The sequence below is a fragment of the Psychrobacter sp. NG25 genome (genome assembly GCF_015234355.1).
GTDB lineage: Bacteria > Pseudomonadota > Gammaproteobacteria > Pseudomonadales > Moraxellaceae > Psychrobacter.
On sequence record NZ_JADGMV010000002.1, the window covers coordinates 234,467 to 260,364 of the forward strand.

Consider the following 25,898-nt stretch of genomic DNA (forward strand, 5'->3'; position numbering starts at 1 on the left):
TTGAACAGTATGCATACTCACTTCTCTTTTAATGATGTGAGAAAATAACATAACCGAGAACGTTTTCATGGAGAAGTGCTCGTTAAAAGCTCTATTTGGCTTGCCCAAGATCCTCTAGGATAGCGCAATCTGCATTATCATCGCCTGCACAGTTATCAAAAGAATTCTGTAGCGAATTGACCATCTCCTGCAATTGAGTGATTTTTTGGTTTAACGTTTCGATATGCTCTTGTGTCAACTGCTTAACATCCGCGCTCTGACGGCTGGCATTTTTGCGCAGATATAGTAACTCTTTCATTTGCTTGGATGAGAACCCCAAGTCACGAGAATGTTTTAAAAAGCATAAGTCGTCTATATCGTCTTTAGAATACAAGCGATAACCTGAGTTCGAGCGATTTACGGTTTCTAGCAAGCCAATCTGCTCATAGTAGCGAATCATTTTGGTAGAGATGCCTGATTGCTTTGATGCTTGACCAATATTCATATTTATCATCCTAACTTAAAAAGGGACTTAAATAACAAAAGGGTTTAAATAACCTGTGTATTTAAACCCTATATGGATATCCTTTACGATTCTACATTCACTCTGTAGCGGTTTAGTAGTTCGCTGACTATGCTCTAAAGTACTTGAGGCGTAATGCATTACCCAGTACGAAAACAGAAGACAGTGCCATGGCGCCTGCCGCAAAAATAGGTGAGAGCAGGATACCAAAGGCGGGATACAAGACACCTGCGGCAATCGGAATCAAGGCGACATTATAAATAAATGCCCAAGCCAGATTTTGTCTGATATTACTGATAGTGGCTTTGCTCAATGCAATCGCGGTAGGCACGCCTTGCAGACTACCTGACATTAGCACCACTTCAGCCGCCTCAATCGCCACATCTGTGCCTGTACCAATGGCCAATCCAACATCGGATTGAGCCAATGCAGGGGCATCATTGATACCATCACCAACAAATGCCACTCGGCCATATTGCTCTTGCAACTGGCGTATTGCATCCACTTTTCCTTCGGGTAATACTTCTGCCACTACCTGATCGATATTTAATGTTGCGGCAATCGCTTGGGCGGTATGGCGATTATCGCCTGTAATCATGGCTACTTTTAAGCCCAACTGATGTAGTGCGGCGATGGCGGCATGAGTCGTCTCTTTAATAGGGTCGGCAACGGCAATGATAGCGGCCAATTGCTGATCAATCGATACATAGAGTGGGGTTTTACCTTCTTGACCCAAACGTAGCGCATCTTGTGCAAAAGGCGCGACATCAAGCCCCAATTGTTGCATATAACGATCCGCCCCAATGTGAATCACTTGTCCTGCCACGTTTGCTTGAATGCCCAAACCTGTCATCGCTTCAAAGTCAGCGATAGGTAGCAGCTGAATATTCTGTTGTTCTGCAGCTTGAACAATAGCTAAGCCAATGGGATGCTCAGACTTTGCTTCAACCGATGCCACCACACGTAAGACCTGTTCTTTCTCAAACCCTTGTTGGACTTGGAAATCCGTTAACGTAGGTTTGCCTTCAGTCAATGTGCCTGTTTTATCAACGGCAACCACGCTCACATCCTGAAGCATTTGTAGCGCTTCACCTTTACGGAATAGCACACCTAACTCTGCACCACGACCCGTACCGACCATAATAGAGGTGGGAGTGGCCAATCCCATTGCACAAGGGCAAGCCACAATGAGCACGGCAACCGCATTGATTAAGCCGAAGGTCAAGGCAGGGTCAGGGCCAAAAATTAACCAAACTATAAAGGTCAATGCTGATAAAAACATCACCGCTGGTACAAACCACATGGTGACTTTATCCACCAATGCTTGAATCGGTAATTTAGAGCCTTGGGCTTGTTCTACCATACGAATGATTTGTGCCAATACAGAATCTTCACCAATGGCCGTTGCTCGAATATTCACAGTGCCGTTTTGATTGATAGTACCACCGACCACTTGATCGCCTGCTTGTTTTTTCACAGGGACAGGTTCACCCGTAATCATAGATTCATCAATATAACTGTGACCGTCGACGACTTCGCCATCGATAGGCACACGCTCGCCTGGACGAATCTCAACTATCATTTGTGCGGTGACGTCTTCTACAGGGACTTCAATGACTTTGCCATCTTGTTGTACACGGGCCGTCTTTGCCTGCATGCCTACTAAATGCTGAATGGCTTGAGAAGTACGACCTTTAGCCTTTGCTTCAAAATAACGACCTAATAAAATCAAGCTTACAATCATGGCAGCGGCTTCGTAATAAACGTGCACCGTGCCTTCAGGTAACGCTTGCGGGATAAAGGTCGCTATGAGAGAAAAGCCATATGCTGCGATGGTACCAATCGCCACTAGCGAATTCATATCTGGCGCAAAACGCAATAAGGCTGGCACGCCTTTTTGATAAAAGCGTCGGCCTGGAAAGAGTAGTACCAATGTGGTCAAAACAAACTGTATCAGCCAACTTTGTTGAGTGCCGAGGTTATTCACCACCCACATATGAAAGGCGGGAATCATATGCGAGCCCATTGCGAGAATGAATACGGGCAGTGACAACAGTGCAGAAAGCCCTAAATCTCGTTTAAGCTGATTTTGCTCTGAGGCTTTTTTATCTTGTCGATCACTTTGATCTTGTTCTACCAGTTTGGCCTCGTAGCCCGCTTTTTTAACGGCATCAATCAATTCACTTGTTTGTATTTGAGCATCGCCTTTAATCCAAGCGCGTTCAGTCGCAAGGTTTACCGTAGCTTGTTGCACGCCAGCGACTTTGGCCAAGGATTTTTCTACTCGTCCAACGCAAGAGGCACAGCTCATGCCTTCTATAGATAGCTCGATAGGCTTGGTTTCAGTCACCTTATAACCTGCGCGCTCTACCGCTTTGTTTAACTGGGCAACATCTAAGGGCTGCGATGAATAAACAGTCGCCTGTTCAGTGGCAAGATTTACCTCGGCATTTTCAACGTGTTCAATATTTTTCAATTGTTTTTCGATACGCCCAACACAAGAGGCGCAACTCATGCCTTCAATGCTCAGCACTTTATGATAAATAGGGGCTTTAGTATTTTTTGTTTTCATAACAACCTCTGTCGTTTTTAATTCTATTTTTAATCTATAGTGACAGCATATAGGTTGACATCATGGTAAGGTCAAGCGTATTTCTATAATACTTTCAAAACATTACTCCTGAACCGTGTTGTGATGATGAAGTAAAGGTGCGGAAGGTTAAAATGAGAGGAGTGGTAGATAACAAAGAAAGGTATTGCCGATAACTTATCTCATGGAAACAAGGGCGGTTCCCTAGTGAAGATTTGAATACTTGGCTGTGTAAATGTAGTGAGCTTTTCGATGTTGAATCGCATTACTGCTACTTGTATTAAATAATTTAGCAGGTAGCCTGATAGGTACTACACTAGTAGTCACCGTAATTCATTTTCAAGAGCAATAAAAATGAGTAGCTTAGTCAATTATGATAAAAACATATCCATTCAGCTTGCACCAGTTTCTTATAATGAGTTTGGCGTAATGTGCAGCTTGGAAGTAAAAGCAGAGCTGATATGCTTGGATTTTAAAAATGTTAATGAAGTAAATAGATATATGTCATATGAGAATATAACTTATCTGAAAAAACAACTTACAAAGCTGGATAATTTAGATCAGTTTGAAGATGAGGATGAACTAGTCTTTTCTATCTATCCTATTGATATGTTCTTTACTATGGATATCTTTAAATCAAATGACTACTTGTTGTTTATCAAGCTAAGAGTGCCTGTTGGAGTTTATACAAACGGTAAAATTACAGGATATGACTTTGGTTTGGATTTTTCCGTTAGGGCAAGTGCTTTTAAATTATTTTTAGAGGATTTTCTCAATGAATGCCAAGAAATTTCGATTTCTTAATAATCTATCTGTAAGTGAGGTGTACTTATGGCGAAACAATCATGTGCTTTCACTGGTTTGGTGCGCTATACAGGCATCAAACTATATTATGAAAATTTTCCAAGTCAACTTCTACGAGATTAACGACATGGGTCAGATGTAAGGATAGTTATAATGAAATATATCAAACACTTTGTAAATTCTTATGGAGAGCATACTTGGGATTTTACGTATTACTATCATGAAGTAGTTCCTAAGATCCTTAAACGTAGGGAGGATTTGAGCCCGATTTTATCAAGTGATTTAAACGGAATAGATAATAGAGAGAAGACGCTTAATAAGGGCATAATCAAGACGATTTATTATGATTTAGAAAATGATAGGATTTCGTTGAAGATCGAGCAAAGACAAGGCAAAGATTTAATAGAAATCATCTATTCCGATATTGTGAATGTTAATATCAATTGTTGTATATTACCAATCACAATAATGGTACATGAAGTAGACGTAACGCCTGATAGTAATATCATACATTCACTATTTTTATTAGGTGATACAGAAATAGTTTTTGAATGCAAAAAAATAGAATTAAAGACTATACGTCTTGAAAAAGTCACAAGTTAAGCTAAAAATTAACCGCACTGTCTAATTGATTATGTCAATATCAAAGCATATATTTTGGGTTCAACTCATCAAAATATATAGCAAGAAACTTTGACTATACCCCAGCGGAACCAGCTATTTCACCCTTCAAACCTATTAACAGACTACTTAAAGCAGACTGTTAACATGGAATCACTTAAAAAATCCTAATAACCATGGGGGTTTTCTCTATGCAAAACATTAAGAAGCAGACCACAATATCGAGCCTAGACTTTAATAATCTACGCAAACTCATGGATGCCTTAATTAATCTAAAAAAAATTGATGATCTAGATTCTCTTGATGCAGATTACAGTTTTGAATGGCAAGAAGATGCCAACGAGATGATTGATAGTATCAATAAGTATGTAGAGCAAACGTTAGCTAGCCTAGAGGCGGAGAGCTACCAAAATGCCCACTGTAGTCTGACTTCTTTGAAAATACGCCTACAGGATTTAAATGGCACAATAAATGAAATCACTAACGATACTATCTTACTGCACTGTGATGATAAAGAATTCACTTGGCCACCATTGAATGAAGATTGTCGCCTTCTTGAGTGATGGCGCGAGCACTAATACTCTAAACAATCCTTAATTGAACGTTTCTCAAATTGTGAAGCGTCCTTAGATAATTATTTATTAATATTCTAAATTCATAGCATCACCTCATAACTCGTACTACGTCCTGAGGCATCAGATTTTTTTAACATGCCTTTTTCTACCAAGTCATTAATGTCTCTTAATGCCGTATCAGCCGAGCACTTGGTTATCGTTGCCCATTTTTTGGTGGTCAGTTTGCCATAAAAACTCGTTAGTAAGGTATTAAGCATAGCTACTTGTCTTGTGTTTAGAGCTTGTTGACGGTGTGTCTGCCAAAACTTTGCTTTGCTGATAATCTTATTGGTTGTGGTCTGAGCAGATAGCAGTGCTTGCTCTAGCGTCTGTAGAAACCAAGTTAGCCACTCAGTCACATCCGAGTCGCCTTTTTGTGTGCGCTCTAGTATTTTATAATAGTCATTGCGCTGCTGGAGTATCTGAGCCGACATACTATAGAAACGCTGCTGACTATTATCACTTTGCGCTAGCACCCGCTCAGTGATGGCACGAGTTAAGCGGCCATTGCCATCATCGAAAGGGTGCAAGGTGACAAACCACAAATGAGCGATACCTGCTTTGATTACCAGATCTAAATTGTCTTGCTCATCTGCTGCTGTATTGAACCATAACAAGAAACGCTCTAACTCTATAGGCAGCCTCTCAGCACTTGGCGCTACAAAATGAATCTGTTCGCGCCCATAGCCGCCAGATACCACTTGCATAGGGCCTTTTCTGTCATCACGGATTTCTCCTGTGTTAATACGATATAGACCGCTATATCCTGTTGGAAACAAAGCGTGATGCCATCCCAGCAAATCAGTCAGAGTCAGCGGCGATTGATAGCCATAGGTAGCGGCAAGCATCATCTCAACGATCGCATCAATCTCACGCGTCGCGGCTGGCATGTCACTAGTATCTATACCCAAGTGACGCGCGACAGAGGAGCGTACCTGCTCATTATTCAGCGTTTCACCTTCAATCTCAGACGTTTTAACCACTTCAAGCGTCACCGCATCCAACTGTGCTTCAACGTTTAACTCAAACCCTAGTGTCGATAGCTGCCCGAGCAGATGGCCTTGTAATATACGCACACGGCTAACCAATGGCAGCAACTGTTTATCTGACCAGTGCCACTGTGTCCAATCTGATCGCTCATGGTTGTATGTTACATATTTCATAACTTTCTCATAGATGCGGTGATTAATAATGCTATTCAATGCATATTATGCGGAGATTATCACGGTTATTCAATGCATTTAGGATAAAGTAAGACGAATATAGGTCAAATACACTGCTTATGTTTACACCATGCAAAGCATTGATGCAAAAAACTCAGTAAGGTTATCAATAACCTTGAAATAGGGTAGGATAAATGACTAAGAATAAGATAAACTGCCTCCGCGAGCGTTGACTCGGTTCAGCGCATTTCAGATTGAGCAGCGATATCTCATTACTAGAAAGCAAAACCCCAATAATAAAGAACGTTGATAGCAGTGACAGAGTCAGCTGTCATAAGCATTTTTGCTAGACTAATTATGAATGAACACTTTATATAAGACCATTGATATTAAGGCACATCACTATGGAAGACGCACCAAACACGATAGAACAAAGACCCGTATTCATGCCCAAAGTCAACAGTGACAATTTGGTAAAAACAGACATGGTTATGTTTGAGCGGCATGTGGGATTTGCGAGCAGACAAAAGAAAAAGTCCATCAATGACCTACAACAAGTCATTCGCAAAAAGTATGGATTTAAGCAAGTACTCGAGCTCTCTAGCAAGTCTGGCAATAAACTAAGTTTTCCGCTAAGCCCGTTCAGCTTACAGATTACAGATGAGCATGATGGCAATCCATACAGTGTCGAAAATGCCTTTCAAGCCAGCATGATATTTGAAGATGGTGGTCCTTATCTTGATTTGCTAACAGTAGCGCCAAGACAAGCCCGCAAAGATGAGCGACTCACGACATCAGGTGAGCTCATTGGCTATAATTATTTTGGTATGGAGTGGGGCGTAGAGCCATTGACGACGTTTTATGACTGGCTGTACGTGAATGCTCTAAAGCAAAACCCTCAGCTACATGAGGAAGTGATTCAATATCAAGGGTTCACTGATATTACTTTTAATCCTAAAAAATCCATCCATAGTGCGGCGTATGCGTTAGCGTTATTTGTGGCGCTGCATAAACGAGAGTTGCTCGAAAATATTGAGGATCCGATGACATTTTATGATTTATGCAACGGTTTCAAAGTCAGTAATACTGAGCATCTATTGGAAGATGGTTGGGTTTAATAGTTAGACTACTGCATCCGTTAGTAGTTAGTAGGCATTAGATAGCAGGCAGATATAATAAAAGAGCACAGAAGATATTCTGTGCTCTTTTTTCGTTTATCAATTCAACATTCGCGCTAATTTCCCCTCGTTTGACGGCCATTTATTTTATTTTTGTCTCTATTTTTGGAATGAGAACACACCCTAACATATCGAAAAAACCAATAAGTAGGGGTTGACAGAAAATAATCAGAGGTAGATACTACGCCTCATTAATAATAATGATTATCATTTACATTATTATTCAATATCAATAAGTAGTATTTTAAGAAGTAAACATCAACACTTACTTTTGAATGTTTATCCAAGACGACTGACAATAATAAGGCTGAAGCTATGGACACGATCCTTTTAGACAAACCACTTGATAACGAATGCTACTTACACCGTCAAGAACAATTTGAATCAAAGGTTCGTAGTTATCCACGTAAGCTACCCTTTGCGATTCAATCTGCTAAAGGGGCGTGGATTACCGATGTTGAAGGTAATGAGTATATCGACTGCCTATCAGGTGCTGGCACGCTGGCACTTGGGCACAACCATCCCGTAGTCATAGAAAGCATTAAAGCGCTATTAGACAGTAATTTACCGATGCATACATTGGACATTACCACCCCGTTAAAAGATAAATTCAGCGAGTTCATGTACAAACTGCTCGCTACCAATAGCGATGAGTATTGCTTGCAGTTTTGTGGCCCGACGGGTGCTGATGCGGTAGAAGCGGCTATTAAATTGGCCAAACAAGTCACGGGTCGTTCAGGTGTTGTAAGCTTCAGCGGTGGCTATCATGGCATGACACATGGCGCGCTGGCTGTTACGGGAAACTTGGCACCTAAACAAGGTATCGAAGGTCTGATGAGCTCGGTGCAATTCTTGCCTTATCCCAATATGTACCGCTGCGCGTTTGGCTTGCCTTTTGAGCAAAGTATCCACGCCCATATGCGCTATTTTGAAAATTTCTTAAAAGATGTAGAGAGCGGTGTGGTAAAACCGGCCGCGGTCATTTTAGAAGTCATACAAGGAGAAGGCGGTGTCAACCCTGCGCCAATAGAGTGGCTGAAGCATGTGCGCCGAGTGACAAAAGAGCTTGGCATTATGCTGATCATCGATGAAGTGCAAACAGGGTTTTGCCGCACAGGACGTTGGTTCGCCTATCAATACGCTGATATTGATCCCGATATGATTGTGATGTCAAAAGCAATCGGTGGTGGTCTGCCACTTGCGGTATTGGGTATCAAAAAACAATACGATGTATGGCAGGCGGGCAATCATTCTGGCACGTTTAGAGGCAACCAATTAGCCATGGCGACTGGCCTTGCCACTCTCAATTATTTAAAAGACAACGACGTTGCTGATTATGTTTTAGAAATAGGCACGTGGTTTATGGCGCAGTTAAAGCTACGCCAACAGCGCTATCCGAAAATAGGTCAAGTCAGAGGGCGTGGTCTCATGATTGGCATAGAAATCGTCAATCCCAGCTTACCTAAACAAAATGACGGTAGCTATCCAGCAGACAGTGATGTGGCTGCCAAAATTCAACAAGCGTGTTTTAAACATGGATTGGTGATTGAAAAAGGCGGGCGCGGTGGCACAGTACTCCGACTATTACCACCCCTTAATATAACCAAAGATGAGCTGCAGCAAGTCTTGCAGAGGCTTGATATGGCGCTAGAAGACAATCAATAGTCTTGCCAGCGCTTTAGCATGATTCACACATTTATAAAAAACTCTGATAACGACTCTAATAACGACTCTAATAATAAGTCACTTATTTGCGATTTATACCATCGTAGAATAAACAAGTGAGGACATTTTGCATTTATTAAACCAGCAAAGCAGTGAGCAATATGTCACGCATATGCAAAAAACCAGCGCTGTCATAAAACAGTGGCTAGACGACAATAACGTGTATTTGGGCGGCACGCCGCAACAAGTGCAAGCGACCAATGCCTTTAGCATCCGTGAGCAAGGCCGAGACATCGACACGATACTCGCTGATATTCAAAGTAAGTTTTTACCCAGTTGTGTGTCGACGGCCAATGCGAATTGCTTAGCCCACTTGCATCCGCCCACACTAGTCATCGGTCAGATTGCTGAGATGATTATCGCGGCCACCAACCAAAGTATGGACTCGTGGAATCAAAGCCCAGCAGCGACTTATATCGAAAAAGACTTAATCCATTGGCTGTGTCAACGTTGTGGGTTCGATGACATCTCTGGTGCCCTCTTTGATGAACAGACAGTCCATAACGCTGGTGGCGTCTTTACCAGTGGTGGTACGCAAAGTAATCTAATGGGTTTACTGCTGGCACGCAATCGATTCTATAAGGCTAAGGGCGTTGATGTGCAAAAGGATGGCCTGATGGGTCAGTCTGTTGGCAAAATCCTGTGCTCAGACCAAGCGCACTTTTCTATCGAAAAAAACGCCGCGCTACTAGGTTTAGGTCAAAAATCTGTCATTAAAGTAGCGACCGATGCATCAGGCGCCATGCTGATGTCTGACTTACAACATCAGATAGATAAGCTGGGTGCTGACAATGTGATGGCCATCATCGCAACGGCTGGCACCACCGACTTGGGTGCTATTGATCCTCTAATGACTATAGGCAAGATCTGTCGTGATTCACAGATATGGCTACATGTCGATGCAGCATGGGGCGGGGCATTGCTATTATCACAGCGCTATCAACACTTGATTGAGGGTCTGAATCAGGCTGACTCTATCACCTTAGATTTTCACAAACATTTCTTCTTACCGATTAGCTGTGGTGCTTTTCTCTTACGAGACAATCGAAATTTCGAGAGTATTCGCCATCATAGCGAATATCTAAACTCTGCTGATGACGAACAAGACAATATCCCAAACTTGGTGACGTACTCTTTACAGACCACACGCCGATTCGATGCCTTAAAACTGTGGATGGCGCTGGACTTACTGGGAACGGATGACTATGCAGCCTTGATTGATAATTGTTTGGATACTGCTAAGCAAGCGGCACAGCTGATTGATGCAAATGAAAATTTTGTACTGGTACATGAGCCTATTATCAGCAGTGTTTTATTTTACTTTACACCCAAAGATACCACTCTATCTGATGAGCAACTCGCACAGCTTAATCGTCACATTGCTCAAGCATTATTGGTCAATAATATTGCCAATGTGGCCACCACCCAGTTTGAGCAGCGCCTTTGCCTTAAATTCACCATTCTAAATCCCAATACCCAAATCAATGATATTGCAGACATCATTGAGCAGATGGCTATTGCTGGTTTTAACCGACTCAATTCTGACAACCTGAACGTTGATGGGAAAAAATAACATGATGCAGCATAAAACGCTTGATCGTCTCACACTACAAAATCTAATCAATGCTTACTGTTTTGAGACTGGGCACGGCGATATTATTGCCGTAGAGCAGCAGGATGATATACAGAAGCAGGCCTCACAAAACAAGCCTCTATTAGTGCTAATGCTATTGCCTTCGAACACGGTAATGGTCGTACCTGTCGACAGAGTGAGCCAATTGGGTCAACATCGTTTGGCGGGCACGCCGCTTATATTGAATAAGCAGGTAAGCATACGATCAGAATCAAAATTAGACACGCAACTGGACGACCCTTTGCAAAACAGCCGATGGATAAAATCATCTGCTATGAGTCTAGCGTCTTTGATTATTGAAGACATTGTGCATCGTTATAAAGACAAAGCGACGCTAGATGCCAATGGCGTATTAAAGCGCTGGATTGAGAGTTATGAAGGGCTACAGACTATCTTAGAGCACCGCAATGATGAGATTGATGACATCGTTGACTATCAGCAAGATTTTATTCAAACCGAACAAAACCTTATTTACGGTCATGCCATGCATCCTACACCCAAAGGCCGTGCCGGCTTTTATGGTGCCGAGTGGGCGAGGTATGCGCCCGAGACCAGTAGCAAAACCCAGTTGCATTATTGGCTAGTGCACCCCAGCTGTATTACGGAAGAATTCGTAGATGGCGAGAGTATTACCACAGCGCTCAAATCAAAGCTACAAGCTGATATGAGTGGCTATCAGCAGCAACTTGTGGATGAGCATCCCGACTATAAGCTGTTGCCATTGCACCCTTGGCAAGCAAGGTTTTTGCAGCAGCAGCCGTGGTATCAAAAGCTGCTAGAACAAGGCCAATTGTTTGATTTGGGTGATCTTGGTTGGTATCTGCATCCAACGACATCAGTACGCACACTGTCTGCCTTTGATGCGCCTTGGATGTTTAAACTGTCGTTGTCTGTGGCGATTACCAATTCTGTGCGGATTAACCTGCCCAAAGAATGCAAACGCGGTATGCATGCCTGCCGAATATGGCGTAGCGACTATGGTACTCAGCTCAAAACTCAGTATCCTACGATTGCCGTATTGAATGACCCTGCTTGGATCGCCTTACGTATTGATGGAAAAATCATTGATGAAACCATCTGTATCTTACGTGACAATCCTTTTACAGAGGATACGCAAGTCACCAATCTTGCCAGCTTAAGCCAAGACCATCCAACCCGTCTCACCAACCGTTTAGAGACATTGTTTAAGTCTATCCATAAACAGACAGATGAGCCTTTAGAACAGGTGGCTGTCCAGTGGTTTGACACTTATTTACAAGTTGGTTTTATACCGCTGGTTCATATGTATTATCAGCATGGTATTGGGTTTGAGGTACATCAGCAGAACAGTCTCATCGAGCTAAAAGATGGCTATCCTACTAAGTTTTGGGCCAGAGATAATCAAGGGTTTGGTTATATTGCTGAGTATGCCACGCCGCTCATTGATGCTTACCCCGAGCTTATTAGCGAAGGAGAGTGCGTCATTCCAGAAGACTTTGCCGACTCAAGATTTGCCTATTATTTAGTTGGTAACAGTATATTTGGCTTAATCACTGCCATTGCTCGTACTCAACTTGTAAGTGAGGATGCATTAATCACGACGTTTAAAGAGTGTTTAATGGCATTAGAGCAACAATACCCGCATCGTTCATTATTTGACTTGCTATTACGTAGCCCTACATTGCCGTTCAAGGGCAATCTACTCACCAGACTCTATGCGCTCGATGAGCTGACCGCACCTGTTGAGACCCAGTCTATTTATGTCGATATCCCAAACCCCATGGTGATGTAGCAAATCATATTGTGACGGCAAAGATAAGCACACAATAGAAATTAGGGTTCGATAGAGACGAACACCAGAATTAACGTAACTACCAAATCACTAAGGGGCGACCGTGTTAGATATTATTGGGATTGGCATAGGGCCGTTTAATTTAAGTTTGGCGGCATTACTGACAAAGACCGACGTAACCGCCAAGTTTTTTGAGCAAAAGGCTGAGTTTAATTGGCATAAAGGCATGATATTGCCGAGCACCACACTGCAAGTGCCTTTTATGGCAGACTTGGTGACGATGATAGACCCAACCAGTCCATATTCTTTTTTGAATTATTTGCATACTCAGCAGCGATTGCTTAAGTTTTACTTTTTAGAAGAGTTTAAAATTTATCGTAAAGAGTATAACCACTATTGCCAATGGGTAGCAGAGCAGCTAGATAGTCTGAATTTTGATGCGGCAGTGATCGACGTGGCGTTTAACGACAGTAATGATGGATTTGTTGTGACCGTCTGTGAACAGGGCATCCAAAACACCTATCATGCTAAAAACTTAGTCATAGGAACGGGCACACAGGCCATGCTACCACCATCGTTGCAAGACATTGCCAAACAAGCACCTAACCGCTGTATGCACACCGCCCATTTTGCAGATAATTTTGACTTGGATAGCCTCAATGCTAGTAGCCTTGATGTGAATAGCACCAAGGCTGAAGGAAAACTGACTAAAGTGTTGGTGTTGGGGTCTGGGCAGTCTTCAGCAGAGGTATATCGAACCTTATTCAATCAGCAGTTTGATGGCGATGATAGCACTGATGACAATCCTAAGTTTCAGTTAGATTGGATGACTCGCTCGGCAGGGTTTTTCCCTATGGAGTACTCCCCATTAGGCTTAGAGCATTTTAGCCCTGCGTATACAGATTACTTTTATCATTTAGACTCAGCAACCAAGCCACAAGTCACTGCCAAGCAAGATCTGCTTTATAAAGGCATGGGCTTTGAGACCATAAAGGGTATTTATCATCGTCTCTATGAGCGCAGTATCACTAATCAAGATCTGCATTCGACGTTGCTGTCCAATTGTGAAGTTGTTGAGGCAACTCTGACAACAATGCTAGAAGTGCCAGAGCCGACAGACACTATAAAACTGGTAGGTAGACAGCGTGAACAGAATCAACCGTTTACTGCTGAGTATGACTGTGTGATTGCTGGTACAGGCTATCGTTACGGTCTGCCTGAGTGTTTAAACACGATACTGCCTAGCATCGCACATGATGAGTTTGAGCAGCCAATCATTGATCGAGACTATGTGCTGAAATATGTGCTGACACATCAAAAAGATATCGCGACTGATGGCAAGATTTTCGTACAAAACCAGGAGGTGCATACCCATGGTGTTGGCGCACCAGACTTGGGGCTAGGCGCTTATAGAGCAGGATGCATCATCAATCAGCTAACAGGTGAGCAGACTTACGATACCGAGGCCTTAAAAGTGTTTCAAAAATTTGGCGCGTAGTGTTTTATAAAACTTATATTTAACAGAAACGATATTAATCATCTAACAAAATAATAATTAGGAGGAAGTCATGCCAACCATCACCCAGAACCTACCTGACACTTTTAGTATTGAAGCTTATCAAAAGACGTTTGCATTGAGACCTGTCAACTATCCAGAAGATATGCCATTGCTGTATAAGTGGATGCATGCTGAGCATGTGGTTGATCAGTGGCAACTACATCTCCCAATGCCGCAGCTAAAAACACACTTTGAAAAAATGCTGGCTGATGATCATCAGCGTCTCTACCTTATAATTTGTGACGATAAGCCGATTGGCTATACAGAGATTTATGAAACAGCTCGTGATCGGTTGTCTCATTATTACAAAGCCAAGGAGACGGACATGGGCTGGCATATTTTGCTTGGCGATCCAGCGGTGGTTGGTAAGGGCTATCTAAAGCCAACAGGTATGATGATTACCAAGTTTATATTTGAGCATACTGAGGCCAAAAAAATCGTGGGTGAGCCTGATAGCAAGGTTGAGGTATATCAGTGGGTGGCCGATAGCTTTGCCTATAGAGTGCAACGTCTGATTGAGATGCCAGAAAAGACCGCCGCCTTGTATTTTTGCAATCGCGATGAGTTTTTAGAATCTAGAGGTTATCTCAGTTTTTATGGTGCCACTGCTTAATGAGCAACACATCTATAAATAAGGCATCTACTAATGAATCGCCTACAAACGAAGCCTCGAATAGTAGTGGTAATAGCTTTACCGGCAAACAGGTACAGCAGGTATTACTGACATTACTACTCGGCGGTACGGTCGTCAGCTTTAGCAATAGCGCGCTTAATCCGGCTATTCCTGTCTTTATGTCGGTGTTTGATGTCGACATTGTGATGGGCGGCTGGGTGCTAAATGCGTATGTATTGGCCATGAGTGTGGGGCTGATGCTAAGCGGCTACTTAAACAAAAAGTTCCCTTTTAAACATGTTTATTTGGCGGCAATTTTTGGGTTTATGTTGGGCTCAGCCATTGGCATGCTGGCATCTAGTATGAGCTTTGTTATCATTGCCAGAGCCATACAAGGGCTGAGTGGTGGTCTGATTATTCCACTATCTATTGGTATGCTGTATCAGATTTATCCGCAGCAGCAGCATGGCAGAGTAATGGCGCTATGGGGCATTGTTATTATGATGTCGTTGGCGTTTGGCCCTTTGGTAGGGGCTTATTTGGTTGAGCAGTTTGCGTGGTGGACACTGTTTGCCATTACCTTGCCACTCAGTGCGGCAGTCATGGCGATGGTATGGCGGCTAATACCCGATATACGCTCACATGATAAAAGAAGCCCTTTCGATACCATCGGGTTTGTCAGTTTACTCATTTGGCTGCTGGCTATGATGGTTTGGCTGAGCACGCTGAAAATAGATTTTACTGGTGGGTTACTCAGCAGTGACGGCTTATTACAGATAGCCACATTGGGTTTATTGTCTGTCGGATTTTTACTGTCTGCGATGGTTTGGTGGGCATATGAGCGTCGTCAGCGTCACCCGTTATTGAACGTGCGCTTGTTTAACAATAAAACCTATTTGCACAGTAATATCATTAGCATTAGCCAAACAGTCGGTTTGATGCTGTGTCTCTTGTTATTACCCGTGTTGATACAAGATGTGATGGGTGAGAGTGCGTTATGGACAGGCATTGTCCTGATGGTCGCGACGCTCGTGGCCAGTATCACCACGCATTACGCTGGCAAGAAGGTAGATAAGCAAGGTGCCAGAGGGATTGGCATCGTGGGCATTGGGATTAGCGCTCTATCTACCTTGATGCTGGCATGGTGCTTGTATCAGCCCACGCTTTGGCTATTAATGCTAATTATGAGTGTGCGAGGTATTGGGGTAGGTTTGGCGTATCTGCCGACCACGACGGTTGGTTTTAGTAGTTTACCCAAAGAATCAGTCACTGAAGGTGCCGCACTTAATAATATCAGTCGCCGCATCATCTCTACCATATTTATCACGCTGTCCACCATTTATATAGACAGTCGAGGTGCGCAGTTATTAGCAGCAGGCAGTAGCCAAGGTATGGCGAGCGCGATCCAAGAAATATTGGTAGTAATCGCGGTGCTTTTATTGCTCACGATTCCTTCAGCGTGCAAATTACCACGATCCCCATAAATAAATACCCCGTATAGGGGTTTACTTTAACTTATTAACGTAAATAATTATCATTCGCTTTGAATTTATACTTTTATTTGATTCGATTCGATTTTTAGACAGGAAGCTTATATCTATGACCAATAATCTAGCAAACTCTACCAAAAACAATAATAGCCATCATAGTGCTGACGTCACTTGTGCGACTAAACCGTGGCAAGTGCCTGTAGATTCTAAAATCATGGCACGCGCTGAGCAACGAGTGATTAAGCAATTGCTACAGGCATTGTTATATGAAAATATCATTGATTTTAAATTTGAGAGTGCTAGCAACACTCATGAAAGTACTGGTAACGAGACGCTGCTGAATTTTGTCATACAAGCAAGTGATGATGTCCGTTATACCGCGCAAGGTTATATTCATTACAGTTTTGACATCATCCGTTTAAATGACTTGAATGTGCAGCGAGTGGTTAATGGTGTTGCCCAAGACGCCATTCTTGAGCATGTAATCAGTGATATCTTGCTCAATATTGAAGGTGCAGAGCTCAAAGACAGCTTTATCAAAGAGCTGCGCCATACCTTAGTGAACGAAATACAAGCTCAGATACTGGCTTCTAATATACCTGTGCCTATTGATACGCTCACTTATGAGCAACTCGAAGGCTATTTGACGGCAGGGCATCCTTATCATCCGTGTTTTAAGTCTCGTATTGGTTTTGATTTGCAAGATAACTATGACTATGGCCCAGAGTTTGAGCAAAATATCGGCGTGGTGTGGTTGGCGGTCAAAAAAGAGCTACTGGCGAGCAATACCACTACCGGCATCGATATAAATGAATGGGTAAAAGGCTATGTAGGTGCTGATGAATTTGATGCACTCAATGCCAAACTCATAGAAGTACTTGCAATCGAAAATAAGCAAGACGAAGGTACGGCTAATAATTATTGTCTGATACCTGCGCATCCTTGGCAATGGCAAAATACCTTAATTCAAGCATTACAACCATTGATTGCCACGCAAGAAGTTATCTACTTAGGTAGTGCAGGTCATCAATATCGTGCTCAGCAGTCCATTCGCTCACTGACGATGCTTGGTAATGCTGACGCCAGTAATAATAAAGCCTACTTAAAGCTGAGTATGCACCTGATTAATACCTCAAGCACGCGAATACTAGCAAAGCATACCGTGATGAATGCGGCTGTTGTCACTACTTGGTTAAATAAACTTATTGCAGATGACAAGACCGCTCAAGCACTACCCATTGCATTTTTAGGTGAGACCGTTGGCGTTAGTTTAGACCATGAGGTGCTACGCACACGTGGCTACCAGCATCCAAATATGTATGGCGGGCTAGCTGCGATTTGGCGAGAAAACGTCAGTCAGTATCTATCAGAAGGGCAAACCGCATTTCCGCTCAATGGTGTCAGCTATGTCAATGCTGATGGCTCGCATCTGATAGCACCTTGGCTTGATAAATATGGCGTAGAGACATGGATTGCGCAGTTAATTAAGGTCACTGTCACTCCTTTATTACATGTCTTATTTGGTTATGGTGTGGCATTAGAGTGCCATGCGCAAAACATCGTCTTGGTACATGAAAATGGCTATCCCATAAAAATATTATTAAAAGATTTGCATGACGGGGTTCGCTATTCACCCACGCACTTAACCCAACAACACTTGCGTCCGGATTTTTATAGCTTGCCGCCTGCACATGCAGCCTTAAATAGAGGCTCATTCATCGAGACCGAAGATACCGATGGCATTCGGGATATGACGGTTGCTTGCTTGTTTTTTGTGGCGTTGTCAGATATTGCGATTTTTATGCAGACGCATCATAACTATACTGAAGTGGCGTTTTGGCAACAGGTTGCTGACTGCGTGACTGACTATCAAACCTCTCATCCAGAGCATCAAGTACGGTTCGACTTGTTTGATGTATTCGCTGAACAAACGCGCATTGAGTCATTGGCTAAGCGCCGATTATTCGGAGACAAAGCATTCCCGATTAAATACATCAATAACCCATTGTTTAAAAGTCAGGGGTAAGACGATGCATACATTATTCCCTGTGCAAGCTTCTGCGAAAAACAGCCACCTTGATGCAAACCCTGAGCCAGATATAGAGGCCATTCAATGGTCGCTGATTAGTCATTTGGTAGAGTGCTTTCTATTAGAGCAGTGGGTGGATGAGCATTTTATTCAAGTGACAACTACCACTGAGTACTTGGCAAATCATCAGACGACTCAAGCTCAAAATGTACGTCAATCTTTAAAAATGCTATCAGAGCAATATCGAGATTTCTTTGACCAAAATAACCCGTTAATGGTGATGCAAGTTGACCAAGATAGACAGTTATTACTACTGGTCGAGCCTGCTTATTCTTCACCATGGCGACTATCTAAATCCTGTTTGCCTGTCATACACAGTGTCAATGACAGTCGTAATAACAACTTTAATAACGATCTTAATAGCATCCTCAATAACAAGCATCACAAAGATAGCGCTTTGCTCAAGCCAGTAAGCTCAGCACAGCACTTGTTAGACATCTTTTTATTAATGATGGATAGTGCCACGTTGTCTGATGTCGGTGTCTTAAAGCTAAAAGAGAGCTTAGAGGCTTCTTTTATAGCTCAGAAACAATCAGCAACTGCAAATATCGCGACTACAGTATGTCAGCATACGCATTGGCATCAAACCTTGATTGCAGCGGAGCAGTGGGCCTCGCTCATGGATCGTCCTTTTCATCCATTGGCAAAAGGTAAATTGGGCTTTACTGCACAAGAATATAAACGCTATATGGCAGAGTTTAACCAGCCCATTACGCTGGTATGGGTCGCCATTGCCAAAAGCCATGTCATGGTGGCAGAGCATATTCAAGACACAACAACGCAAAATCCAGCGAAATATCTTTTGGATACTACGCAGCAGCAGAAATTGATGCGAGAGCTAGACGATAAAGGTATTACGCAGACGCACATTGCGATGCCCGTACACCCTTGGCAAATGACTCATGTGGTTGATGACATATATGCCGACGATCTTGCCAATGGCACAGTTGTCGCCCTGACTTTTGATGCACTCATCACTTATGCCAGCTCATCCATGCGCAGTATGTTAATTGATGCTGATACGCCAAATAGCATTAAGCTGCCTATAGGTGTGTACGCACTAAACTCAAAACGCTACTTGCCAGCCCTCAAGCTGATCAATGGTGAAAAAAACCAAGCCATATTGATGCAGGCAAGAACGTTAGACCCTGTACTATCAGCACAGTTACGGTTATGGGATGAGCGCCTATGGTGGGGCTATATGTCTCCGTCTCATTTGCATGATAAAAGCGCTATCAATCCGCAATTTTATCAAGAAAAACCCACGCATTTAGGCGCGATGCTACGTCAACCGCCAGCAGATCTTTGTGACGATACGATTCGACTGTTACCAATGGCAAGCTTGGGTATGTTGGTATATCAGCAAGGTGTCAGTCATCATGTTTTTGATGGGATTGTTCAGGAGGGTATTCATAGTACTAGCCAAAACAGTGCTCAAGAAAGCGCGCCACAGAACAAAAAACTCGCTGTCATAGCGTGTTTTAAAAATCTTTGTGACGTATTTTTGGGGACGATGCTGCGCTGCTTACGCCTAGGGTTTGCGCCTGAGATGCATGGACAGAATATAGTCATCGTATTAAGGGATAATCGTTTTACCAGTCTGTTACTACGTGACCATGATTCCGTACGCATCCATCTACCATGGCTGGCACGTTATCAAATAGCAGATCCTGAGTATTTAAGCCCGCCAGATTTTAAAAACCGTCTATATCGAGAGACGCCGCAAGCGCTGATATTTTATCTACAGTCGCTAGGGTTGTTAGTTAATCTTCGGGCGATTATTGAGTCATTGGTTGAGCACTATCATATCAATGAAGAGACTCTGTGGCACGAGGCAATGGCCAGCATCGAGGAGTCCTTAGTGACTATCGATTTTGATGATGATCAGCGTCAGATACTTCGTGATGAGCTATTAAGCAATTCACATTATCCGCATAAAACATTGCTATTGCCTGTGATTGGGCGTGGTTCTGATCCTCATGGCAGCATGCCAGCTGGTGAAAGCAAAACAATAAATCCGTTTATGCGTGTTAAGAAAAGCCGCTAGCCCATTAATCCATTTAACTAATAGCTACTTAGCAATACGACAAAGGTGATCGAAAAAGTAGTCACGAGCTAAAAGTATGATAGTGAGAACATAATGAATGACATCGATATTCACGACCTTATAGATAGCTATAAAGAGATAGGTACTTCAACTATTGGTCATCTGACTGAGGAAGGGTATTTACCAGATATAAAACCACTTAATCCTTGCGCAAATACCATAGTCGGCCGAGTGTTAACAGTGCAACTAACCTCGGACAACACGGATGTGATCAATCAGGCATTGATTCAAGCAGCGCCTAATGATGTGTTATGTATTGATGCTCAAGTATTAGGCATCAAAGCATGTTGGGGAGCACTGCGAACTTGCGCGGCTATCTATGAGAAGATATCGGCCGTCATTGTCATTGGACAGGCAACGGACTCAGTACAGATTCAACAATTGGGATTTCCTGTATTTGCACAAGGTATCAGTGCTGTGACCACATTTAAAAGCGATCACATACAAGGCACGCTAGCATCCGATATTGTCTATCGCTTTGGTGAGCAGACAACGATTATCCGTTCAGGCGATATCGCTATGATGGATAACGATGGTGTGTTTATATTGCCTATTGATGTAGCGCAGAAGTTATTACCAGATTGTCAAAAAAAGCACAAAGAAGATGAGGTGAAGTTTCAGATATTTTTTGAGTCTTACCGTAATAATCAGTTGGATAAGTTGTTTGAAAGCCAGTGAAGTTATTAATAATAGAACGACTCAAGCGCACCTAAAATTGGCATATATTACTACTTACAACAAGGTAAAAATTCATCTGGAAATAAAAACAATTATCATTTACAATGCTATTCACAAAGTTAGTACACACAGTATTATTAGCTAAATATAACTGATACCACTATTTGACGACCCAACTAAGTGAAGTAAATATGAAAAGCCATCATCAAGTTGCTCTATCCGTTCTTACCCTCTGTATTAGCCAGCAGTTATATGCACAAACCAATGATAATACGGCATCTGTGGCCGAAGATACTTCAGCAGAGCTGGCGTCGAGTGCAGCATCAACTGAGACGCCTAATGTGACTTTAGATACCATTAAAGTCACTGCTAGTGCCAGAACAGGTACTGCACTGGCTCAGAAGATTAGTGAGATGCCAGCCGTCACGCAAGTGATTACTGAAAGCGAAATTCAGATGCAGGCGACGGGCAACCGTACCACTGGTGACGTATTGGCACAGCTGATTCCGAGCTTGGGTACTAGTAGTGGTTCGACCAGTAACTATGGCACCACCATGCATGGCCGCCCAGTACAGTTTTTGCTAAATGGTGTACCGTTAAGCGGTTCACGCAGTCTTTCACGTGAGCTCAACAGTATTGATACGTCACAGCTTGAGCGGGTAGAGGTGCTTTCGGGTGCCACCAGTATCTATGGTGCTGGCGCGTCAGGCGGTCTGATTAACCTTGTGACTAAATCTCTGGTGGGTTATGGCCCTATTAGACAAACCAGAGTGGGCGTTAGTAGCAGTCGTGACTTTGATTCAGATTCATTTGGCTATAATGTAGGGCAATCTTTAGGATATGGCGGCGAGCGGGTTTATGGGCGCCTAGATGTTGATTATGAGACCAAAGGTGGTAAGTTTGATAGCAAAGGCGACCGAGTTAGCCCTGATGTCAACCAAACGGATCAACAAGATACCGAATCACTAAGTGTGAACGGCAGCTTAGGTGTAGAGCTAACGGACACCCAACGTCTTGATCTCGCAGTGACTTATTATAAAGATAAGCAAGATACTGACTACGGCCCAGACTACAGTGATGGTTTAGCAGTGTTATATGGTGCCAGCCCATCTTTAGTAGCCATTGATGGCGCCAACGTAGAAAACCAGCCTTATACCGAAAAAAGCTCGGTAAATTTAAATTATAGTGATGATGATTTTGTAGGCTCAGGTTCTAGCTTAAGCTTGACTGGTTACTACAGAAACGAAAAAGGTCGTTTTTACCCTTCCGTTAAAGCTGTAACAGAGCAAGATGATTATGTTTATTATGCAAATGGTAATCCATATTTTATCACTCAGTCAGAAGCAGAAATTGATGTCATGGGTCTGCGTGCCGCTATGCAAACAGAAACTGAACTTGCTGGTAAAAAGACATTATTTAGCTACGGCGCTGATTTTGAACGTGAAAACAGCGAGCAAACCTACGATGGACAAGACTTTACGGCATTTTATGTTAGCAATGGCTTAACGGCTAAAACAAACGGTCTCACCTATAATGCTGGACCAGATACCACCATTGATAAACTGGGTGCCTTTGTCAATGCAGATGTGGATTTGACTGATAAGTGGCATACCAGTGCTGGCGTGCGTTATCAAAAGCTGTCATCAGATACTGATGCCTTTGTACCGGTCTACGAACAAATGATGGAAGAGTATTACGCTAACGATCCTACAAATAATTATGAAGCAGGAACGGTAGAAGCAGGCAGTACCGACCATGACAAAGTACTCTTTAATCTTGGTACCAGCTATCAGATAACACCGAAAGATCAATTGTTTGCCAATTTTTCACAAGGTCTTGACACCGCAGATATACAGCGAGCGCTGCGAGATGTGCGTGCCGGCTTCGTGGTTAATTCAGACAATGTTCAACCGATTGCAACCAATAACTACGAGTTTGGTTGGCAGGGAAAACACGGTGATACAGCAGCACGCTTGAGCGGTTTTTATAACGAATCAGATAAAGTAGTACGCTTTACAGACAGCTATACTGTCGAGGTTGTGGATACTGATGAGCGTGTTTATGGCGTAGAAGGTTCACTTACTCATGACCTTAGCGATCAGTGGCAAGTAGGTGGTAGTGTGGCATATACCCGTGGTCAATATGACTATAATGGCGACTGGTTGGAGCTAGATGCTGTGCGCCTAACACCACTAAAAGGCACTGCATTTGCTCAGTATAACTTTGATGAAGGCAGCAATATACGTCTGCAAGCATTGGCCGTTGGCGGTGATGACAGAGCTTCTAAAGATCAACAAAAAGACCCTGATTCTAGTGCATTGCCAGTTACGGGTTACATGACACTGGATGTGTTGGGACAAGTAGAAATGCCAGTAGGCCGAGTGGGTTATGGTATTTATAACCTACTTAATAAAGACTATTTAACGGTTTATCATCAAACCACTTACGGAGACCTGAACCGCTTACCAGCAGCAGGCACCACTTATGGTTTAAGCTATACCGTCGATTACTAAAAATAGAACGTATAAAAACCCTTCACGCTATGAAAATTTAGCGTGAAGGGTTTTTTATGTTTTGATTGTCAGTAATACGGCTACCTACACGTCGTAAAAATGACATCATTACTTTTTAGAGCTATTTCGGAGCTCATCTATATAATTTGCCCAATCCTGCATCATATCTACTCTGATATCTATCTCATCGAGTCTATTGTAAGCACCACCATGCGTGTCTTTGATTCTATGACCCAGCTGCAATTCTGTGACGATATCCGAATAACGTAACTCTGGCTGTTCCATCAGCAATGTTTTAGCCGATGCCCGAAATCCATGAGCACATTGCACATCTTTGTATCCCAACCGATGAAATATCTGCACTAGCGTCGCTTTACTAATATAAGCATTGCTTGAACCGCGCATCGAAGCAAATACATATTCCTTATGGCCTGTGATGGACTGCATATTTCTTAGACGTGCAATCACTTGTGTCGCCAATGGTACGACCAAATGCGAGACCATATCATCACGACCTTCACCTTTAATGGGGGAGAATGACCACAAATTATTGTCCCAATCTATATCATCCCAACGCATAGACCGTAAATCGATACTACGTACAAACACATAAGGTAATAAGTTCATCGCCTCTAATGTAATCTTACTTGCACCTCTAAAATCAGACATATCCTTTAAGAGAGTCGCAAATTGATCTGGCTTGGTAATGGCTGGCAAATGACTGCCTGAGTTGGCAGGTGCAAGCTCACCACGTGTATCAATCGCCACATTTCTATCACACAGTCCTCGTGCGACAGCGAATGAAAATACTTTTTCAGTGTATAGCCGAGTGCTTGCACCAACGAAAGTCGCTTGGTTTTCATTGTTTTGAATCGACTCACACACGCTTAGTATCATCTCACTGGTGATATCGTTCATTCTCAAGTCGCCAATTTCACGACACATATATCCGAGACATAAATCCCAAAACTTAAGAGTCGACTCACTAAATGATGGTTTTTTAGATTTACCTTGATTGCGACCTGATGTTTTGTGATCTCGCCACGCTTTTGCAATCTCAGCAAACGGTGCGTTTTTTAGATGAGCATATTTATTGGTTTGCTCTTTTTGATGGATGGCTTTAGGGTCAGAGCCTTTTGCTACCGTATTAAGTATGGTCTCTGCTTTATATTTAACTTCATACAGACTGATATCTTCAACTTTACCCAACATCATCCTAGGTCGCTTACCATCGATGTGCGGATGAGAATATCGCAGGTAGTATTCCTTTTTACCATTTGGATAAATACGAAGACTTAGACCTGCCACACCTGAGATGCTGACCGAATAGTCTTTATCTCGGCATTCAAGTTTGTTGATGTCATTTGCATTGTCGACAGCCATGATGTGTATCCATAAATATAATAAGTAAGGCGAATGATAGGTTTAAGGTTTATAACTTATGAGAAGTCTCTTATCTACAAATATAGAGAACTATTGGACACTGGTATGGACACTAGTATTTAGAATAATAATTAAAAAACCCTTTATTCATAAAACTTCTGACACTAAATTATCCCCAAGGTTCACTTGGGGATGATTATAGCATAATGGCTAAAATAAGGAGTAGGCCATGTCACTGTTGGTCTACACACCATTTTTGCTAGTTATTTTGATAGATAATTAAACGCCATTTTGGTGTAGACAGTCGATTTGGTAAGCAGTTGAGAGGATTTTCTACAAAACGCATGCTCCTGTACTCGCATAGAATATATAAAACAGGGTCATAGTCCTGTTCTGTGCAAATTTGAAAGATGTAAATTTAGCGGGTAGTATATAAAATACATAACAAAAAGAGATATACGTTAAAAATTATCAATGAATCATTTATTGGTCTTAAAATTTGCTTAACGACAGGAAGTAAAGAGCAATTATTATCGTGATAGATAAAATATATAAAAGCATAAAAAACATTCAAGTCAGTGCTAACCAATACTCCAATCCGGTTTTTAATTGAAATATGAAAAAGGATGGGTACGATGGCTTGGATGGATAATACTCAAGAGCGATATAAAACTAAGAGCATTCGAGGGAGTTATGCCGTTTAGTGCAATTTTTGCAATTAAACTTAGATTGGTGATATCAGCACATATCCAGATTAATAAATGATAGATACCGTTAATAGGTTATTAAGGTGTCTATACTAGGAATTTAGTCAGCGAATACATCTAATCAATAAATGAGTTAGCAGTCATGATCATGAAGAATAA

Annotated in this window: 18 protein-coding genes; 14 read left to right on the top strand and 4 right to left on the bottom strand. The window is 42.4% G+C overall.

What is annotated here, in order from left to right; genetic code table 11:
• Window positions 1-91 precede the first annotated feature (91 nt).
• Together cueR and IPZ60_RS03785 are read right to left on the bottom strand one after the other, a co-directional pair.
• A complete protein-coding gene (cueR, locus tag IPZ60_RS03780) occupies window positions 92-484 on the bottom strand; it encodes a Cu(I)-responsive transcriptional regulator (RefSeq protein ID WP_194196528.1) in 393 nt (130 codons plus the stop codon).
• Between the two features lie 127 nt (window positions 485-611).
• Entirely contained in the window at window positions 612-3,074 is a 2,463-nt protein-coding gene (locus IPZ60_RS03785) for a heavy metal translocating P-type ATPase (protein ID WP_194196529.1), read from the bottom strand.
• Between the two features lie 372 nt (window positions 3,075-3,446).
• On the opposite strand from IPZ60_RS03785, the gene IPZ60_RS03790 reads away from it, so the two are divergent.
• From IPZ60_RS03790 to IPZ60_RS03800, 3 genes are all read left to right on the top strand, one after another.
• Window positions 3,447-3,896, top strand: a complete 450-nt coding sequence (locus IPZ60_RS03790; protein WP_194196530.1) for a hypothetical protein — start codon at window positions 3,447-3,449, stop codon at window positions 3,894-3,896.
• Between the two features lie 153 nt (window positions 3,897-4,049).
• On the top strand, window positions 4,050-4,499 hold the full coding sequence (locus tag IPZ60_RS03795) for a hypothetical protein (RefSeq protein WP_194196531.1): 450 nt from the start codon (window positions 4,050-4,052) through the stop codon (window positions 4,497-4,499).
• 209 nt (window positions 4,500-4,708) lie between these two features.
• Window positions 4,709-5,080, top strand: coding sequence for a hypothetical protein (locus IPZ60_RS03800; protein ID WP_194196532.1), 372 nt, complete (start codon window positions 4,709-4,711; stop codon window positions 5,078-5,080).
• Between the two features lie 92 nt (window positions 5,081-5,172).
• Here the strand turns inward: IPZ60_RS03800 and IPZ60_RS03805 are convergent, their stop codons facing one another.
• On the bottom strand, window positions 5,173-6,294 hold the full coding sequence (locus IPZ60_RS03805; protein ID WP_194196533.1) for a Fic family protein: 1,122 nt from the start codon (window positions 6,292-6,294) through the stop codon (window positions 5,173-5,175).
• A 404-nt stretch (window positions 6,295-6,698) separates the two neighbouring features.
• Here IPZ60_RS03805 and IPZ60_RS03810 point away from each other — a divergent pair, with 404 nt between their 5' ends.
• The 11 genes from IPZ60_RS03810 to IPZ60_RS03860 all read left to right on the top strand — a co-directional run bounded on the left by IPZ60_RS03810 (window position 6,699) and on the right by IPZ60_RS03860 (window position 23,649).
• Complete coding sequence (locus IPZ60_RS03810; RefSeq protein WP_194196534.1) at window positions 6,699-7,412, top strand: hypothetical protein; 714 nt, start codon at window positions 6,699-6,701, stop codon at window positions 7,410-7,412.
• A gap of 375 nt (window positions 7,413-7,787) precedes the next feature.
• Window positions 7,788-9,137: a diaminobutyrate--2-oxoglutarate transaminase family protein gene (locus IPZ60_RS03815; protein WP_194196535.1), complete on the top strand. Its 1,350-nt coding sequence runs from the start codon at window positions 7,788-7,790 to the stop codon at window positions 9,135-9,137.
• Between the two features lie 127 nt (window positions 9,138-9,264).
• Entirely contained in the window at window positions 9,265-10,770 is a 1,506-nt protein-coding gene (locus IPZ60_RS03820) for an aspartate aminotransferase family protein (protein WP_194196536.1), read from the top strand.
• 1 nt (window position 10,771) lies between these two features.
• Window positions 10,772-12,601: an IucA/IucC family siderophore biosynthesis protein gene (locus IPZ60_RS03825; protein WP_194196537.1), complete on the top strand. Its 1,830-nt coding sequence runs from the start codon at window positions 10,772-10,774 to the stop codon at window positions 12,599-12,601.
• A 103-nt stretch (window positions 12,602-12,704) separates the two neighbouring features.
• A complete protein-coding gene (locus tag IPZ60_RS03830; protein WP_194196538.1) occupies window positions 12,705-14,099 on the top strand; it encodes a lysine N(6)-hydroxylase/L-ornithine N(5)-oxygenase family protein in 1,395 nt (464 codons plus the stop codon).
• A gap of 70 nt (window positions 14,100-14,169) precedes the next feature.
• Entirely contained in the window at window positions 14,170-14,772 is a 603-nt protein-coding gene (locus IPZ60_RS03835; RefSeq protein ID WP_194196539.1) for a GNAT family N-acetyltransferase, read from the top strand.
• Entirely contained in the window at window positions 14,772-16,256 is a 1,485-nt protein-coding gene (locus IPZ60_RS03840; RefSeq protein WP_194196540.1) for an MFS transporter, read from the top strand. Before IPZ60_RS03835 ends, IPZ60_RS03840 begins: the two co-directional genes overlap by 1 nt.
• Window positions 16,257-16,371: 115 nt before the next feature.
• Window positions 16,372-18,288, top strand: coding sequence for an IucA/IucC family siderophore biosynthesis protein (locus tag IPZ60_RS03845; protein ID WP_194196541.1), 1,917 nt, complete (start codon window positions 16,372-16,374; stop codon window positions 18,286-18,288).
• A gap of 4 nt (window positions 18,289-18,292) precedes the next feature.
• The gene (locus tag IPZ60_RS03850) at window positions 18,293-20,398 is read left to right on the top strand and encodes an IucA/IucC family protein (protein ID WP_194196542.1); all 2,106 of its coding nucleotides are present in this window, start codon (window positions 18,293-18,295) and stop codon (window positions 20,396-20,398) included.
• A 93-nt stretch (window positions 20,399-20,491) separates the two neighbouring features.
• A complete protein-coding gene (locus IPZ60_RS03855) occupies window positions 20,492-21,136 on the top strand; it encodes an RraA family protein (RefSeq protein ID WP_194196543.1) in 645 nt (214 codons plus the stop codon).
• Window positions 21,137-21,327: 191 nt separating this feature from the next.
• Window positions 21,328-23,649 (top strand): TonB-dependent receptor, encoded by a 2,322-nt coding sequence (locus IPZ60_RS03860; protein ID WP_194196544.1) that lies wholly within the window; start codon window positions 21,328-21,330, stop codon window positions 23,647-23,649.
• A gap of 108 nt (window positions 23,650-23,757) precedes the next feature.
• Here the strand turns inward: IPZ60_RS03860 and IPZ60_RS03865 are convergent, their stop codons facing one another.
• Window positions 23,758-25,032, bottom strand: coding sequence for a site-specific integrase (locus IPZ60_RS03865; RefSeq protein ID WP_194196545.1), 1,275 nt, complete (start codon window positions 25,030-25,032; stop codon window positions 23,758-23,760).
• Window positions 25,033-25,898 lie beyond the last annotated feature (866 nt).

Bases quoted from the DNA above. Each gene is read 5' to 3' on its own strand.
- IPZ60_RS03785 (WP_194196529.1), bottom strand. From the start codon at position 3,074: ATGAAAACAAAAAATACTAAAGCCCCTATTTATCATAAAGTGCTGAGC.
- cueR (WP_194196528.1), bottom strand. From the start codon at position 484: ATGAATATTGGTCAAGCATCAAAGCAATCAGGCATCTCTACCAAAATG.
- IPZ60_RS03805 (WP_194196533.1), bottom strand. From the start codon at position 6,294: ATGAAATATGTAACATACAACCATGAGCGATCAGATTGGACACAGTGG.
- IPZ60_RS03835 (WP_194196539.1), top strand. From the start codon at position 14,170: ATGCCAACCATCACCCAGAACCTACCTGACACTTTTAGTATTGAAGCT.
- IPZ60_RS03865 (WP_194196545.1), bottom strand. From the start codon at position 25,032: ATGGCTGTCGACAATGCAAATGACATCAACAAACTTGAATGCCGAGAT.
- IPZ60_RS03850 (WP_194196542.1), top strand. From the start codon at position 18,293: ATGCATACATTATTCCCTGTGCAAGCTTCTGCGAAAAACAGCCACCTT.
- IPZ60_RS03815 (WP_194196535.1), top strand. From the start codon at position 7,788: ATGGACACGATCCTTTTAGACAAACCACTTGATAACGAATGCTACTTA.
- IPZ60_RS03840 (WP_194196540.1), top strand. From the start codon at position 14,772: ATGAGCAACACATCTATAAATAAGGCATCTACTAATGAATCGCCTACA.
- IPZ60_RS03810 (WP_194196534.1), top strand. From the start codon at position 6,699: ATGGAAGACGCACCAAACACGATAGAACAAAGACCCGTATTCATGCCC.
- IPZ60_RS03845 (WP_194196541.1), top strand. From the start codon at position 16,372: ATGACCAATAATCTAGCAAACTCTACCAAAAACAATAATAGCCATCAT.
- IPZ60_RS03860 (WP_194196544.1), top strand. From the start codon at position 21,328: ATGAAAAGCCATCATCAAGTTGCTCTATCCGTTCTTACCCTCTGTATT.
- IPZ60_RS03800 (WP_194196532.1), top strand. From the start codon at position 4,709: ATGCAAAACATTAAGAAGCAGACCACAATATCGAGCCTAGACTTTAAT.
- IPZ60_RS03825 (WP_194196537.1), top strand. From the start codon at position 10,772: ATGATGCAGCATAAAACGCTTGATCGTCTCACACTACAAAATCTAATC.
- IPZ60_RS03855 (WP_194196543.1), top strand. From the start codon at position 20,492: ATGAATGACATCGATATTCACGACCTTATAGATAGCTATAAAGAGATA.
- IPZ60_RS03790 (WP_194196530.1), top strand. From the start codon at position 3,447: ATGAGTAGCTTAGTCAATTATGATAAAAACATATCCATTCAGCTTGCA.
- IPZ60_RS03795 (WP_194196531.1), top strand. From the start codon at position 4,050: ATGAAATATATCAAACACTTTGTAAATTCTTATGGAGAGCATACTTGG.